The sequence below is a fragment of the Candidatus Equadaptatus faecalis genome, assembly GCA_018065065.1.
Classification (GTDB): domain Bacteria; phylum Synergistota; class Synergistia; order Synergistales; family Synergistaceae; genus Equadaptatus; species Equadaptatus faecalis.
Genome location: JAGHTZ010000071.1, coordinates 1 through 14,324, shown reverse-complemented (window position 1 = coordinate 14,324; position 14,324 = coordinate 1). Strand labels below are relative to the sequence as shown.

Genomic DNA, 14,324 nt, shown 5'->3' with positions numbered 1-14,324 from the left:
GCGTACACCTCTTCGTCGTCAACGTGCGTGTGAAGACCTATGGTCGCATTGGGCTCCAGCTCCATTCTGTTCGCTGCAATAAAAGCCATACCTTCGAGAATTGGAGCGCAGAACGCTTTGGCGCTGCCATCTCCGCCTCTCATATTACTTCTTGTTTCAAAATCCTCAGACTGCTTAATCAACGGCATAAAAATCACTCCCTGTAATGATATGTTAGTATATGAAGTTATTCAAAATTTGTAACTCAGAGATTATAACACAAAAACAAACGGCGCGGGAAACCAAGAAGCAATTACTGAAATACAATGAATAATGCAGAATGAATAATGAAGAATTAAACCCGTCAAGGGCGCAGCTTTGGTGCTGTGCGTCGCTGATGAACGTAGGGAAGGACAAAGCTCGTAAAAAGTCGCTGGATACCGTATTTCTACGGTATGACAAAGGCTTTTGGCTTACTGTTCGCGCCTCATTCTTAATTTTAATTGCTTTTCTAATCTGTCGCACATGCTCTGTACGGATACTAATAAAAAACGGCGAGGAATTATAAAAAATTCCGCGCCGTTTTTAATTTTTTAATTTCCCCAAAATTGCTTTTGGGTATGTTAAACACAGCCCCTACGGGGCGCGTGTGTTAAAAACAAACGACGAACTAAGAACGACAAACGAAGAACAAATTAAAACCATAACGCTCGTTTCACTTGCGTAACGTCGCTGGATGCTGCACTTCCGCTACGCTCTATGCAGCAAGACAAAGATTTTTGTTCTGCGTTCTTCGTTCTGCGTTCTGCGTTCTGCGTTCATCAAACTCCGTCTTACTTCCTACTGGGCTGGGCGCGGATGTTGCTTGCGCCGTCCGTTCGTTTTCTGTCCGAAGCTTGCAGGGCTCTTGCTTTCCCTGCCCACACCCTTGGTCACAGAGACCTCGCGTATAAGAGCTTAAGCCCGAACTCCGCCGGAGAACGTTACCGAAGTGCTTAAACCCTGTAGCCGTAAAGGCAGCGGGCTTACCACCAAAGGTGCGCGCATCACGTAATGCGTAAAAGTGACAAAACCCGGAAGCTTTAGCAGGAAACGAAAGGAAAAGCAGGCTCTGCTAAGCCATCCCAACGTTTCAAAACCCCCGAGCCGGAACAGGATTAAAAACAACAATTCTGTCCCCCGTCACTCTCTGCACTATAATGTTCACTGAATAAGAAATTTGTAACAGGGGTGAAAAGAGAAAAATAATAAAAAATTTCTGAAAACTTTTTGAAGGTTTTGTGTCTTTAAGGTGTAACAAGCGGTATCGTTCAAACGGCTGATGTGCGCGGATGTCTGCAAATGCTGAATTTGTAAATTACGCATATTCCGCAGGTGAGTTATAAGCGATAACCTGAGGATAACCCCCAGGTTAAACGCCCCCTAACAGGGCGTGTTATTCGAGGTAAAGAAGATGTAAAAGGAGCAGTATTTTTGCGAAAATTTTTGCGGCGGACAATTACGGTGAGTATAAGAATATAAAGTTTTTAATGCGCGGAATAATCCGCCGAAATGCGTAGTGACATACGCAGTTTTACGCTATGATATTTTGATGAGCGTACCGGCAGTAAGTTTTACTTGACTTAAATGCTTAAAATATCTATCATAGGGGAAAGTTGCAACAAATGTGATATAACTTTCCCCTGAAGAGGTGCCAAAATGATAAAAAGAGAGAGATACGTACAGAAACTTGCCGGTTATGCGTGGAACGGAAAAGTTAAGGTTATTACCGGTTTAAGGCGCAGCGGAAAATCAACGCTTCTGTTTGTACTCTATCGGGGCAGACTTGAGGCGGACGGTGTGAGTCCGAAGAATATTATAGAGATAAAACTGGATAAACTGGAGGATTTCAAATACAGAGATCCGTTTGTTCTGCTTGATTTCATCAATCAGCGTACAAAAGGTTCCGCAGAAAAATTTTACGTTTTTATAGACGAACTGCAATTCTGCAAACAGGTTAATTATCCGGGAACCTCTGACAAGGTAACTATTTACGATCTGCTGAATGAATTGCGCGACAGAAATAATCTTGACGTGTATGTCACAGGCAGCAACTCCAAATTCCTTTCGAGCGACATAGCAACGGAGTTTCGCGGCAGAGCGTCACAAATCCGTGTGTCCTCGCTTTCCTTTGCTGAATATCACAATTACGCAGGCGGAAGCAAACGCGACAATCTGAACGAATACATGCTCTTCGGCGGATTGCCCGAAGTACCGTTTCTTTCAGGCAGAGAGCAGAAAACAGAGTATCTTACCGCGCTGTTTAATGAAGTGTACGTCCGCGACATTGTTGAACGCTATAAAATAGAACGTACGGAAATTCTGGCAGAACTTCTTAATCTGCTCAGTTCCTCAACGGGATCGCTGACAAACGCCTCCAGCATTGCCAACACGCTTTGCAGCACACAGAAAACAGCTCTTAAAAGCTCTACGATAAGCACCTACATTGACCACATTAAAGAGGCTTTTATCGTCAGCGAAGCTAAAAGATTTGACATTAAAGGCAAACGCTATTTCAGCTATCCGAGCAAATTTTACTTTACCGATTTAGGCTTGCGCAACGCAAGAATAAATTACAGACAGTTTGACAAAGGGCATTTAATGGAAAATCTGATATACAACGAACTGATTTCGCGCGGCTGTTCCGTTGACGTTGGAGTTGTTGCTGAGCGTTCCGGAGGTATGACGAGACAGAGAGAAATTGATTTTGTTGTAAATCTCGGCGACAAACGCATCTATGTTCAGTCTGCTTACGAAATGAAGTCAGAAGAGAAAGCGCAGGCTGAGCTGGCATCTTTCAAACTGACCGGTGATTTCTTCCGCAAAGTTGTCATAGAAATGGAAATTCCCTCAAGCTATATGGACAATGAAGGTATTTTGCACTGCAGTCTGTTTGAATTTCTGCTTGACGAAAACAGCCTGAAGGAATAATCCGCCGAAATACGTAGTGACATACGCGGTTTTACGCTATAATATTTTCAGCAGATATTTTGACGCGAGGTACGTGAGATGAAGCTTTACGCTCTTGATTTGAATAAAGAACAGTGGCTGGAAGTGCTTGAAAGGCTTGAACAGCCGAAATTCAGGGCAGATCAGCTGCTTCAGTGGATTTGGCAGAAGCGCGTTTTTGACGTTGAAGAAATGACTAATCTGTCAAAGACGCTTCGCGAGAAGCTTGCGGAGGAATTGGATTTTGCCGCGCCGGTGCTTGTGCGCGAACAGAAATCAAAAGACGGGACGCGCAAATTTCTCTGGCAGCTGCGCGACGGCAATACTGTTGAAAGCGTTTTGCTGAAATCGGGCGCACGCCTGACGGCGTGCATTTCAACGCAAGTCGGCTGCCCTCTCGGCTGTACCTTCTGCGCGACGGGACTGTCCGGCTTTGTCCGCAGCCTTTCAAGCGGCGAAATAGCGGGGCAGTTTCTTGCGATGGAAGCGCTGCTCGGACGCGAGATAAACAACATTGTCTATATGGGCATGGGCGAGCCTATGCTCAACAGGGACGAGGTATTCAAGTCCGTGCGCATGCTTAACGACGAAAAACTGCGCAACCTCGGAATACGCCACATTACAATTTCCACCAGCGGAATAGTGCCCGGAATTGAGGCGCTTGCAGAGGAAGAACTCGGCGTCCGCCTTGCCGTTTCCCTGCACGCGGTTGACGACGAGCTGAGAAGCAGACTTATGCCTGTCAACGAACGTTTCCCGCTTGCGGAGCTTAAGGAAGCGATTAAAAATTATCAGGAAAAAACAGGCGACCGCGTTTCAATAGAATACACGCTTTTCGGCGGGGTCAACGACAGCGTTGAGCATGCAAGGGCGCTCGTCCGCTTCCTGAAAGGCATTCACGTCTTTATCAACCTTATACCGTTTAATTCCGTTGACGGCAGATATGACGTGCCTGAGGCAAAAGACATACTGAAATTCAAAAAGGTACTTGATACAGCCGGTTTTGAAAACGAACTTCGTCAGGAACAGGGTTCCGACATTGACGCCGCGTGCGGTCAGCTTCGCAGAAAAGACGCGGAGGGTGCCGCGCTTGCTTTGGAACCGAAAGCGTACAGCGTTACGAAAAAGGACGGCAGAAGAGCCGTGCAGCGCGATGAAAAGCCCGAAACCGCTGCTTCAAAACGAAGAAGCGGTGAAAAGGCGGCGGCAGACAGAAAGGTGCCGCGCAAAAAACTGCTTCCCGAAAAGGAACGTTACCGCAGCGGAAAAATGAAAGAAGAACGTCCGACGTACAGGGACATCGCAGAAGCGAAAACGGACGACGGCAGAAAAGAAAGCAGAAAACGCATACCGTCTGCCCGTCCCAAAGCAGCGCCGGAAAAGAAAGCCGCGGAGAAAAAGACAGGGAGCCGCGCAGAAGTCAAAAAGCCGTTCTACGAACCGAAGCTTAACAGAAAGAAAACGAAAATGAAACCGTCGGAAAAGGGCAGAAGCAAAACCAGACCGGCGGCAAAGAAAACGTCTGTGACGAAGAAACGCGGTGCTAAAAAATGATGCTCATTCGTTTAATACTTTGGATATTTACAGGAATATTGCTGGCGTACGTTCTTCTGCCGCTTATCGGGGCGGGACTGCTCTTTTTCCTTCTGCTGTTCGGAGTGCTCTTTGTTATCTCGTTTGTTTCAAAGCTTCTGACAGGACAGGGCGGGATAAGCTTCCATACCTTCAAAATGAAAGCCTCGCCGAGAGAAAAGGCTGAAGCGGCAAAGGCGGAACAGGAAGAAATTTTTGACGCGGAATTCGGTGAAGAATCGGGCGAAGTGGTGGAGCTGCCTGCAAGCGCGCTGCATAAGGAAGAATAATAAGCAATTACCAATACAATGAATAATGCAGAATGAATAATGAAAAATTAAACCCGTCAAAGGCGTGCTTTGCACAGCAAGACGGGAATTTTTTTGCTTTTCATTTTGCACCTTGCACTTTGCAGTTCATTCTTAATTGTTCTTTCCGTCTTCCTGCGAAGTCCATAGGACTTGCGCAGGATCCAGCGGCTTTTTTTGCTTCGCTTCAATTGCAAATGACGAATTACATTTGTGTTGCCCATTGTCCACGCTGTTTTCCATTTCCAAAAGAGCCCGTTTCATTTCAAGCCCGTACGCGTAGCCGGTGAGATTCCCGTTTGCCGCGACAACCCTGTGGCACGGAATAATTATGCAGACAGGATTTTTGTTGCAGGCGCTTCCCGCCGCGCGTGCGCCGCGCGGATTTCCGGCGCGTTCTGCAAGCTCTCCGTAGGAGAGTGTCTGTCCGTACGGGATTTTTTCAAGCTCTGCCCAAATTTTCTTTTGAAAATCCGTTCCGTCAGGTTTCAGCGGAAGCTCAAAGATTTTTCGTTTTTTGTCAAAATATTCTTCAAGTTGTCTTTTTGTTTCGAGAATTAACTTTGTTTCGCGCAGTACGCAGAAATTATCCGCCGTTTTGGAAACGGCAGTGACGAACCCGTCCTCTTCGGCAATAAAAAGCTTTCCCGCCAGTCTGAATTCATATCCGAAACAACAACGCATTGTACACAATCAATCCCTATTGTATGCAATTAATCTTTAATTTCTTTTGCAAGAGCCGTGCCTTTGCGTTTTGCGGCGTTTTTTGCGCCCGAAAGTTCATTGTCAACAGCGGCTTCCCAAAGGTAAAGCGAAGCGGTTGTGCAGTAGGGCGACCAGCGTTTTGCGTAACGGCTGAAACGCTCCTTTGAAAGCTCTTTCAGCCCGTACAGCTTCATAACGCCGCGTCTTATTGCCAAATCGCCGTAGCTTGTTACGTCGGGACGGCAGAAACAGAACATTAAAAGCATTTCAACCGTCCACGGTCCGACGCCGCGTATTTTAAGCAGCCGTTCCGTTATCTCCCTGTCGCTCAGTCCGTTCAGCTCTTCAAAATCCAGACCGCCGCTGTTTGCAAGCTCCGTTATGCCGATAATGTATTCCGCTTTTCTTTCCGAAAGCCCGAAACCTTTCAATTCTTCAACGGTAACGTCTTTGAAACGCTCCGGCGTAATTTCCCCCAAGCCGTCAATTACCCGTTTTTCTATCGCCTCAGCCGCCGGAGTCGCGATCTGCTGTACGATTACCGAGGACACGAGCGCGTGAAAAAGAGAGTCGTAGGAGGCAGCGCTCAGCTTCCCCCTGCGGGCTATAAACGCGCCGAGTTTTTTGTCTTTTCTGCTCAAATATTCTATGGCTTCGTTTGTCGTTTCTATTTTTCCCATGTCATAAGCTCCTTTGTCCTGCCGTATTATAGCAAATTCTTAAAATTCTTAAAATATTGCTGAATTTTATACGGAAAATTGCACAAGCCGTTATTTTTACGCTATAATGAACTGGCATTATCATTTACGGAATGCGCCAAAGCCGCGCATACTCAAACGGAGGGATGTACAATGAAGAAAGCACTTATCGCACTGGCAGTTGTTATCATCATTTTCGCCGGCTGGTTTGTAATGAAACCCGCCTCAGGACCTTCGGCAAACGCCGACACGATTAAAATCGGTGTCTATCTTCCGATCACCGGCGGCAACGCTGTCGGCGGCGGGCTTGAGCTTGACGGCGTCAAACTTGCCTACGAGGAACAGAAGGAAGTTCTCGGCAAAAAAATCGAGCTTGTCGTTGTTGACAACAAATCTGACAAGGTCGAAGCGGCAAATGCCGTAAAGAGACTTATTTCAAAAGAAAAAGTCAACGCAATCGTCGGAACCTACGGCTCATCACTCGCAATGGCAGGCGGAGACGTTGCCGAAAAGAATGGAATCCCAATGGTGGGAACCTCCTGCACGAACCCGATGGTTACGCAGGGCAAAAAATATTCGTTCCGCGTCGCTTTCATCGACCCGTTCCAGGGCGCAGGCGCGTCGCAGTACGCGCTCGACGAGCTCAAAGCCAAAACGGCTGCGTGCCTTATCGAAGTTACGACCGACTACAGCGTAGGACTTGCTTCGTTCTTTGAGGATCACTTCACGAAGAACGGCGGAAAAATCGTTGCAAAGCTTAACTATCAGAGCGGCGACCAGGACTTCACGGCACAGCTTACCGAAATCATCAGCAAAAATCCGGACGTTCTCTACATACCGGCAAACTTCGCGGAAGCGGCAATCATTATGCGCCAGGCACGCGAACTCGGCGCCAAGTTTGAAATTCTCGGCGGCGACGCTACGGACAACCCCGAAATCGTAAAGATAGCCGGAAAAGCGTGTGAAGGCTACAGCTTTACAACGTTTGCCTATGCTCCTGAAATGCCTGAAATGAACGAAACGCAGAAGGCATTTACCGAAAGCTGGAAGAAGCTCTACAAGGACAAGCTTCCCAATGCTCTTGCGGCGTGCGGCTACGACGCATACTCGATCATTATTGACGCAATCAAACGCGCAGGCAGCGCGGAACCTGAAAAAATTCAGGAAGCCCTTGCCAAAACAGTGGATTTCCCGGGCGTAACGGGCAAAACGACGATCAACGCAACGCATGACGCCGAAAAATCAATCGGTATAATGCGCATCGTCAACGGCGAACGCAAGTTCTACAAGGTCGTCGATCCCAAATAAGTTTTTAAGGCAGATATAAAGGGGAGACGTCTGTCTCCCCTTATGATTATTATTTTTTATTATTCCGCAATAAGGAACGAGGGAAACAATATGTCCTTTGCCATGTTTATACAGCACGTTTTCAACGCGCTGTCGCTCGGAAGCCTTTACGGGCTCATAGCCATCGGCTATACAATGGTCTACGGTATCCTCAGGCTGATTAACTTCGCACACGGGGATATCTTTATGGTAAGCACCTACATAGTGCTTTTCTGTGTCACGCTGTTTCATCTTCCGTGGGGTCTGGCAGTTTTGGTTACCATTGCCGGAACCGCTCTTTTCGGAGTTATCATAGACAGAATAGCTTACAGGCCGCTGCGTTCGGCGCCCAGAATTTCGGCGCTTATTTCCGCAATCGGCGTCTCATTCTTCATTGAAAACGTCTGTATTGTTCTCTTTACCGGCGTGCCGCGCTCAATGGACGCGGTGCGCAACGAGCTGCTTGTCCGCACGATCAAGCTCGGCAGCATATCGATAACACCGCTTGCAATTTTTGTGCCGGTATGCTCCTTTCTGCTTGTCGCGGGGCTTATATGGATGCTTTACAAAACAAAGCCAGGACTCGCAATGAGAGCAATATCCAAAGATATAGAAACGACGCGCCTTATGGGCGTAAAGGTAGACAGTATAATCGCGCTTACCTTCGCGATAGGCTCGGGTCTGGCAGCCGCTGCCGGTATTATGTGGGGAATGAGATACCCGCAGATTAACCCGTTTATGGGCGTTATGCCGGGCTTCAAGGCATTTATCGCGGCTGTTTTCGGCGGCATAGGCTCCGTTCAGGGAGCTATGGCGGGAGGTCTCATCTTAGGCTTCGTAGAAATTATGATTGTCGCGTTTTTCCCCGAGCTTTCGGGCTACAGGGACGCGTTCGCGTTTGTTCTGCTTATCCTTGTGCTGTTTGTAAGACCCACAGGTCTGTTCGGCGAAGAACTGGAGGATAAAATCTAATGGACAGAACGAAAAAACTATCCCTCAATTTCGGCTGTCTCGCGTTTCTTGCCGTGTTCCTTTTTCTTGCGGACAGATATTTTGACAGCTACGTCGTTCAGGTTATAAACCTTATAGCCGTTAACGCCATTCTTGCCGTTTCGCTGAACCTTATCTACGGCTTTACCGGAATGTTTTCGCTCGGCCACGCGGGCTTTATGGCGATAGGCGCCTACGTCTGCGCAATGCTTATTCTTCCTGCCGCGCAGAAACAGGCTATGTACATTCTCAAGCCCTGCATCTGGCCGTTCAGCGTAATGCACGCGCCGTTCTTCGCGGCAGTGCTGCTCGGCGGTTTTGCGGCGGCATTGGCAGGGCTGCTTATAGCTCTTCCGGTGCTCCGTCTCGGCGGAGACTATCTCGGAATTGCCACGCTCGGTTTTGCCGAAATAATCCGCGTAATTTTTACGAACACAACGTCAATTACAAACGGTTCTCTCGGTCTCAAAGGGATTCCAGCCTGCGCAAACCTCGGCTGGAACTATTTCTGGTGCATACTGACGTTCTACACGATAATCAAACTGCTTTCAAGCAACTTCGGCAACACGCTCCGCGCGATACGCGACGACGAAGTCGCGGCAAAGGCAATGGGCATCAACACCTACAAGGCAAAAGCGATATCCTTCGCGATAGGCGCCTTTTTTGCAGGCATAGGCGGAGCCTTGCAGGGCAGTCTCATAACCACGATTGACCCGAAAATGTTTAACTTCCAGCTGACCTACAACATTCTCATGTTCGTCGTTGTAGGCGGTCTCGGTTCAATTACCGGCTCCCTGGCGGGGGCGGTTGTAATTACCATACTGCTTGAATGGCTGCGTTTTGTTGAAAGCACGATATATATCGGCTCGTTTGAAATTCACGGCGTACCCGGCATGCGCATGGTAATTTTCTCGATAATTCTGCTGTTTATAATTCTCCGCAAAAGAGAAGGCATTATCGGCGGCTGCGAATTCAGCTGGGAAAGCCTGTTTGGCTTTATAAACAGAAAAAAGGAGGGCAAATAAATGTCAGCGCCTGTCCTCAAAACTGAAAACGTAACGATACGCTTCGGCGGTCTTACCGCCGTCGGCAATCTCAATATGGAATGCGCCGAAGGCACGATAACGAGCCTTATAGGCCCGAACGGCGCCGGTAAAACCACCGTCTACAACATAATCACGGGCTTTTACAAGCCGACGGAGGGAAAGGTTGTATTCCTCGGCGAAGACATATCCAAACTCAAACCGCACGAAGTCTGCAAAAAAGGCATCGCCAGAACCTTCCAGAACATACGCCTTTTCTCGGGCGGCACGGTACTTCAGAACGTTATGACCGCGTGCTGGGTGCGCCAGAAATCGCCCTGGTGGGCGGCTCCGTTCATGCTCCCTGGCTTTGTGCGCGAAGAGCGCGAAATGAAAGAAAAATCGCTTGCTTTGCTTGAAACCGTAGGACTCAGACACCTTGCGGACGAAATTGCCACGGGACTTCCTTACGGCGAGCAGCGCAGACTGGAACTTGCCCGCGCCCTTGCAACGAACCCGAAACTGCTGCTTCTTGACGAACCGGCAGCCGGTATGAACCCGCAGGAAAGCCTTGAGCTTATGGACTTCATCAGAAAAATCCGCGACAAATTCGGCGTCACCATTCTTATGATTGAACACGACATGAAAGTTGTCATGGGCATTTCGGAATGGATCCGTGTTCTTGACTACGGCAGACTGATAGCCGAAGGAACGCCGGCTGAAATCCGCAGCAATCCCAAGGTTTTGGAAGCCTACCTCGGAAAGGAGGCAGCGGCAAATGCTTAAAATTGAACAGCTTGCAATCCGTTACGGCGGCATAGAAGCGGTGCGCGGCATATCGCTTGAAGTCCCGAAAGGAAAAATCGTTACGCTTATCGGGGCAAACGGAGCCGGAAAAAGCTCAACGCTCCGCGCCGCAGCCGGACTTGTAAAAGCCTCCGGAAGCATAAGCTGGAACGGCAGGGAGCTTACGACGCAGACGCCTGAGGACATCCTGAAAGCCGGTGTCGCGCTCTGTCCGGAGGGGCGCAGAATATTCCCGCACCTTACGGTGCTTGAAAATCTGAAGCTCGGCGGATATCAGCGCAAGGCGGACGAAGTAGAAAAATCAATTGCAAAAGCCTTTGAGCTTTTCCCCCGTCTCAAAGAACGCAGCTGGCAGCCGGGAGGAACGCTCTCAGGAGGCGAGCAGCAGATGCTTGCGCTTGCCCGCGCGCTTATGAGCAATCCAGAGCTTGTAATGATGGACGAACCGTCGCTGGGACTTGCGCCGCTGCTTGTTCAGGAAGTTTTTGAAATCATAAAGGAAATCAACCGCGAGGGAAAAACGGTGCTCCTTGTCGAACAGAACGCGTTCGGCGCCCTGAACGCCGCAGACTACGCCTACGTGCTTGAAACAGGCAGAATAACCCTGCAGGGAACAGGACAGGAACTGCTTCACGACAAGAGAGTCATAGACGCCTATCTCGGCGGTTAAATCAAATCACGAAAGCGTAAATTATGAAAACGACAAAAGCCTTGAACGTCCCAAATATTCTCAGTCTGTCACGGGTATTTCTTGTGCCTGTGATTATGGTGTTTTTAACCCTGCGTTCCCAATTCAGCTACGTTGGACGCTGGAATCTCGGTGATTTGCTTGCAGGCGCATTCTTTATAATTGCCTCAATCACCGATGCCTTTGACGGTTACATTGCGCGCAAGAAAAAACTTGTAACAACGCTCGGAAAATTCATCGACCCGCTTGCGGACAAAATAATGGTTGTCGCCGTCCTGATTTCGCTTGTAGAACTCGGACGCGTGCCGACCTGGATGGTCGTCGTCATCATTGCCCGCGAATTTATCGTATCGGGGCTGCGAATGGTTGCGGCGTCCGAAGGCGTGGTAATTGCCGCCTCGAAATGGGGTAAGGTGAAAACCGTATCGCAGATGATCGGAATAATATTTTTAATCTTCAACATCCCGGGCGGAATACCGATTATGTGGCTCGCGACCGCTCTTACGATATGGTCGGGCTGGGATTACCTTGTAAAAGGCGCAGATTTGCTCGAAAACTAAATTTGTACTAAATTTATACGAAAGAGGCGGTAAAAATGAAAGACAAAATTTTTGCAGAAATTGACGCAATGAAAGACGAAATGCTTGCGACCCTGTCAGAAATGGTTGCAATACCGTCAGTTAACCCGACAGAGGGCGGCACGGGCGAAAAAGCAAGAGCCGAATATCTTATCGGGAAAGTTAAGGAACTTGGACTTGGCGAGGCTGAAAACTACGTATGCATTGACCCGGACGGAAACGAGCGTCCGAACCTTGTCGTAAAAATCCCGGGCGAAACCTCACAGCGGCTCTGGATAGTCAGCCACATGGACATAGTCCCGCCCGGAGAGCTTTCGCTTTGGGAAAGCGACCCGTACAAAGCGGAACTGCGCGGAGACAAGCTCTACGGACGCGGAACGAGCGACAACGGTACCTCGCTTGTTGCGTCAATTTACACGGCGCTTGCCTTCAAAAAACTCGGCATAAAACCGAAATACGAAATCTGCCTCTGCTTCGTCGCGAACGAAGAAACAGGCAGCATGTACGGAATACAGCACCTTATAAAACAGGACATCTTCCGTCCTGACGACCTTGTAATAGTCCCCGACATGACAAGCACGGACGGCAGCTTTATAGAAATAGCCGAAAAAAGCATATTCTGGCTTGAATTCACGCTTGAAGGAAAACAGACACACGCAAGCCTTCCGCAGCTCGGCTGCAACGCGGCGCGCGCTGCCAACGAATTCTCCTGCGCGCTTGACCGTGCGCTGCACGAGGCGTTCCCTGAAACAAACGACGTCTTCAATGACCCGAAATACTCAACCTTCGAGCCCACAAGACGCAGGGAAAACGTGGGTTCAATCAACATAGTCCCGGGCGTGGAAACCTTTGCCTTTGACTGCCGCGTACTGCCGGGAATCACAATTGAAGAATTTGAAAAAGTCGTCAACAAAGAAAAAACGGACGCAGAAAAGAAATTCGGCGTAAAAATCAGCTATAAATACATGCAGAAAGAGGCGGCGGCGCCTGTCACCTCTCCTGAAGCGCCGGTCGTCAGGCTTCTTGCCGACGCCGTAAAAGGCGTCCTCGGCGTTCAGCCGCAAATTGCCGGAGTCGGCGGCGGAACGTGCGGAGCATTCTTCCGCAAAATCGGAATCCCCTCGGCAGTATGGGGACTCGGCGACGAAGTCGCCCACATGCCGAACGAATACACGAAAATCAGCGACCTCCTCGGCAGCTCAAAAGTGCTCGCACACATGCTGATGAACAAATAACCGGCTGAATAATTCAAACACAGCGGCTTGGGAAAATTTTAATAATCCCAAGCCGTTTTTCATGCGAAAGCAATAAAATCCATAAAAATACGCGGTGAAAAATCAGTAAAAAACACAGAAAAAATTTCGGCGCAGCTGCATATTTGTGCTATAATGAAAGCAGGGTAAAAAGCACGTGAATATAAGACAAAGCGCTGAACGCGCCGCCTGTAAGATAAAAGAAACGTAATACGGCGGGGAGTTTTCATCAAATTTTCGCTGTTTTCACACTAAAAACAAACTTTAAGGAGGAACAGAAATGAGAAAACGCGTAATCTTGGTTTCAGTATTTGCAATGCTTTTGTCAGTTGTTTTGGCATGCTCGGCTTTTGCTGCCGAATTACCGTTCAGCTCGATGAAAATGGTCGAGGGTATGGGCGACTATCTGTACGAGGCAAAATATCAGCCGACTACGGACGAAGGCTATATAGCGGTGAACGAAGTCTGCAAACAGCTGTTCGGCGGCGGTGAACAGCCTTTGCCTGCGTCGTGTTCGTCCGTGCGCAAGGGAAATCTTTACGGACGCAATTTTGACCTTATCTGCGACCAGTACGCGAACATTATCGTCCGCACGCCGGCAGAAAACGGGCGTTACGCTTCGGTGTCGCTTGACGGCGGTATGCTTGGCAGAGTGCTTGGAATGATGACAGGCAATACGCTTTGCACAAAGAGCAGACTGGACGATATTCTTGCCGGAAAAGTGACGCCGGAAGAGATTGAGGAAAAGTGGCTTATGCTGCTTCCGTACGTTACCATGGACGGAATTAACGAAAAGGGCGTTGTCTGCAACATCAACGTGGCACAGACCGGCCCGGGCATTGAGGCTACCACGGGCACAAACCCGACGGCTGGAAAGGATATGTACGTAGCGCTCTGCCCGCGTTATATTCTTGATTTCTGCTCTTCTGCGAAGGAAGCGGTTGAAAAACTGAAAGAGTTTAACATTTGGTCATCCGGCTCGGCTGAAAATCCGCAGGCAGAATATCATCTTATGATTGCCGACGCGAAAAATACCTACATTGTGGAATTCAGAAAGAGTAAAATGCTTGTTCGCGAAGTTTCCGACAAGCCGTATATGACAAACTTCAACCTGCTGCTTGATGATAATAATACTGTTGGTTTTGATATGAAGGGGCACGTAGTGCGCTCTACGATTATCAACAATGACGGAAGTATAGGCGGCTACCATGGTGACGGACACGGAGCAAGACGCTATGATATTATCGCGGACGGCTATGCTTCCGTGAACGACAAAGACTCCATGCGCGCCCTGCTTGACAAGGCTTCTTACGGACACCTCTACAGCACGCCGAAGACCAATTTTGACGAACTGGCAGCCAGCGACAGTGAAATGCTTAACCTGCAGAAATCCATAATGGCACTGCCCGG

General features: G+C 48.8%; 14 protein-coding genes. 11 read left to right on the top strand and 3 right to left on the bottom strand.

The window, feature by feature from the left end; all coding sequences use genetic code 11:
* The coding region (locus KBS54_05825) for a cupin (protein ID MBQ0055642.1) at positions 1-188 on the bottom strand (188 nt) is incomplete at its 3' end.
* A gap of 1,489 nt (positions 189-1,677) precedes the next feature.
* Here KBS54_05825 and KBS54_05820 point away from each other — a divergent pair.
* The 3 genes from KBS54_05820 to KBS54_05810 all read left to right on the top strand — a co-directional run bounded on the left by KBS54_05820 (position 1,678) and on the right by KBS54_05810 (position 4,829).
* On the top strand, positions 1,678-2,949 hold the full coding sequence (locus KBS54_05820) for an ATP-binding protein (protein MBQ0055641.1): 1,272 nt from the start codon (positions 1,678-1,680) through the stop codon (positions 2,947-2,949).
* Between the two features lie 78 nt (positions 2,950-3,027).
* Positions 3,028-4,521: a 23S rRNA (adenine(2503)-C(2))-methyltransferase RlmN gene (gene rlmN / locus KBS54_05815; GenBank protein MBQ0055640.1), complete on the top strand. Its 1,494-nt coding sequence runs from the start codon at positions 3,028-3,030 to the stop codon at positions 4,519-4,521.
* A complete protein-coding gene (locus KBS54_05810; GenBank protein ID MBQ0055639.1) occupies positions 4,518-4,829 on the top strand; it encodes a hypothetical protein in 312 nt (103 codons plus the stop codon). Before rlmN ends, KBS54_05810 begins: the two co-directional genes overlap by 4 nt.
* 132 nt (positions 4,830-4,961) lie before the next feature.
* On the opposite strand, the gene KBS54_05805 is transcribed toward KBS54_05810, so the two are convergent.
* Entirely contained in the window at positions 4,962-5,531 is a 570-nt protein-coding gene (locus KBS54_05805) for a methylated-DNA--[protein]-cysteine S-methyltransferase (GenBank protein MBQ0055638.1), read from the bottom strand.
* Positions 5,532-5,560: 29 nt separating this feature from the next.
* Positions 5,561-6,232 carry a DNA-3-methyladenine glycosylase 2 family protein gene (locus tag KBS54_05800; protein ID MBQ0055637.1) on the bottom strand — a complete coding sequence of 224 codons (672 nt, stop codon included), beginning with the start codon at positions 6,230-6,232 and terminating at the stop codon, positions 5,561-5,563.
* A 171-nt stretch (positions 6,233-6,403) separates the two neighbouring features.
* On the opposite strand from KBS54_05800, the gene KBS54_05795 reads away from it, so the two are divergent.
* From KBS54_05795 to KBS54_05760, 8 genes are all read left to right on the top strand, one after another.
* Positions 6,404-7,558 carry an ABC transporter substrate-binding protein gene (locus tag KBS54_05795; GenBank protein MBQ0055636.1) on the top strand — a complete coding sequence of 385 codons (1,155 nt, stop codon included), beginning with the start codon at positions 6,404-6,406 and terminating at the stop codon, positions 7,556-7,558.
* A 90-nt stretch (positions 7,559-7,648) separates the two neighbouring features.
* Positions 7,649-8,548, top strand: coding sequence for a branched-chain amino acid ABC transporter permease (locus tag KBS54_05790; GenBank protein MBQ0055635.1), 900 nt, complete (start codon positions 7,649-7,651; stop codon positions 8,546-8,548).
* Positions 8,548-9,591 (top strand): branched-chain amino acid ABC transporter permease, encoded by a 1,044-nt coding sequence (locus KBS54_05785; protein MBQ0055634.1) that lies wholly within the window; start codon positions 8,548-8,550, stop codon positions 9,589-9,591. The genes KBS54_05790 and KBS54_05785 overlap by 1 nt, the downstream gene beginning before the upstream one ends.
* Positions 9,592-10,374 (top strand): ABC transporter ATP-binding protein, encoded by a 783-nt coding sequence (locus tag KBS54_05780; GenBank protein ID MBQ0055633.1) that lies wholly within the window; start codon positions 9,592-9,594, stop codon positions 10,372-10,374. It begins immediately after the preceding gene.
* A complete protein-coding gene (locus tag KBS54_05775; protein ID MBQ0055632.1) occupies positions 10,367-11,065 on the top strand; it encodes an ABC transporter ATP-binding protein in 699 nt (232 codons plus the stop codon). Before KBS54_05780 ends, KBS54_05775 begins: the two co-directional genes overlap by 8 nt.
* 23 nt (positions 11,066-11,088) lie before the next feature.
* Positions 11,089-11,643, top strand: a complete 555-nt coding sequence (pgsA, locus tag KBS54_05770) for a CDP-diacylglycerol--glycerol-3-phosphate 3-phosphatidyltransferase (GenBank protein MBQ0055631.1) — start codon at positions 11,089-11,091, stop codon at positions 11,641-11,643.
* Positions 11,644-11,678: 35 nt separating this feature from the next.
* A complete protein-coding gene (locus tag KBS54_05765) occupies positions 11,679-12,896 on the top strand; it encodes a M20 family metallo-hydrolase (GenBank protein MBQ0055630.1) in 1,218 nt (405 codons plus the stop codon).
* Between the two features lie 298 nt (positions 12,897-13,194).
* Positions 13,195-14,324 (top strand): linear amide C-N hydrolase (locus KBS54_05760; GenBank protein MBQ0055629.1); only part of this gene is annotated, 1,130 nt, incomplete at its 3' end.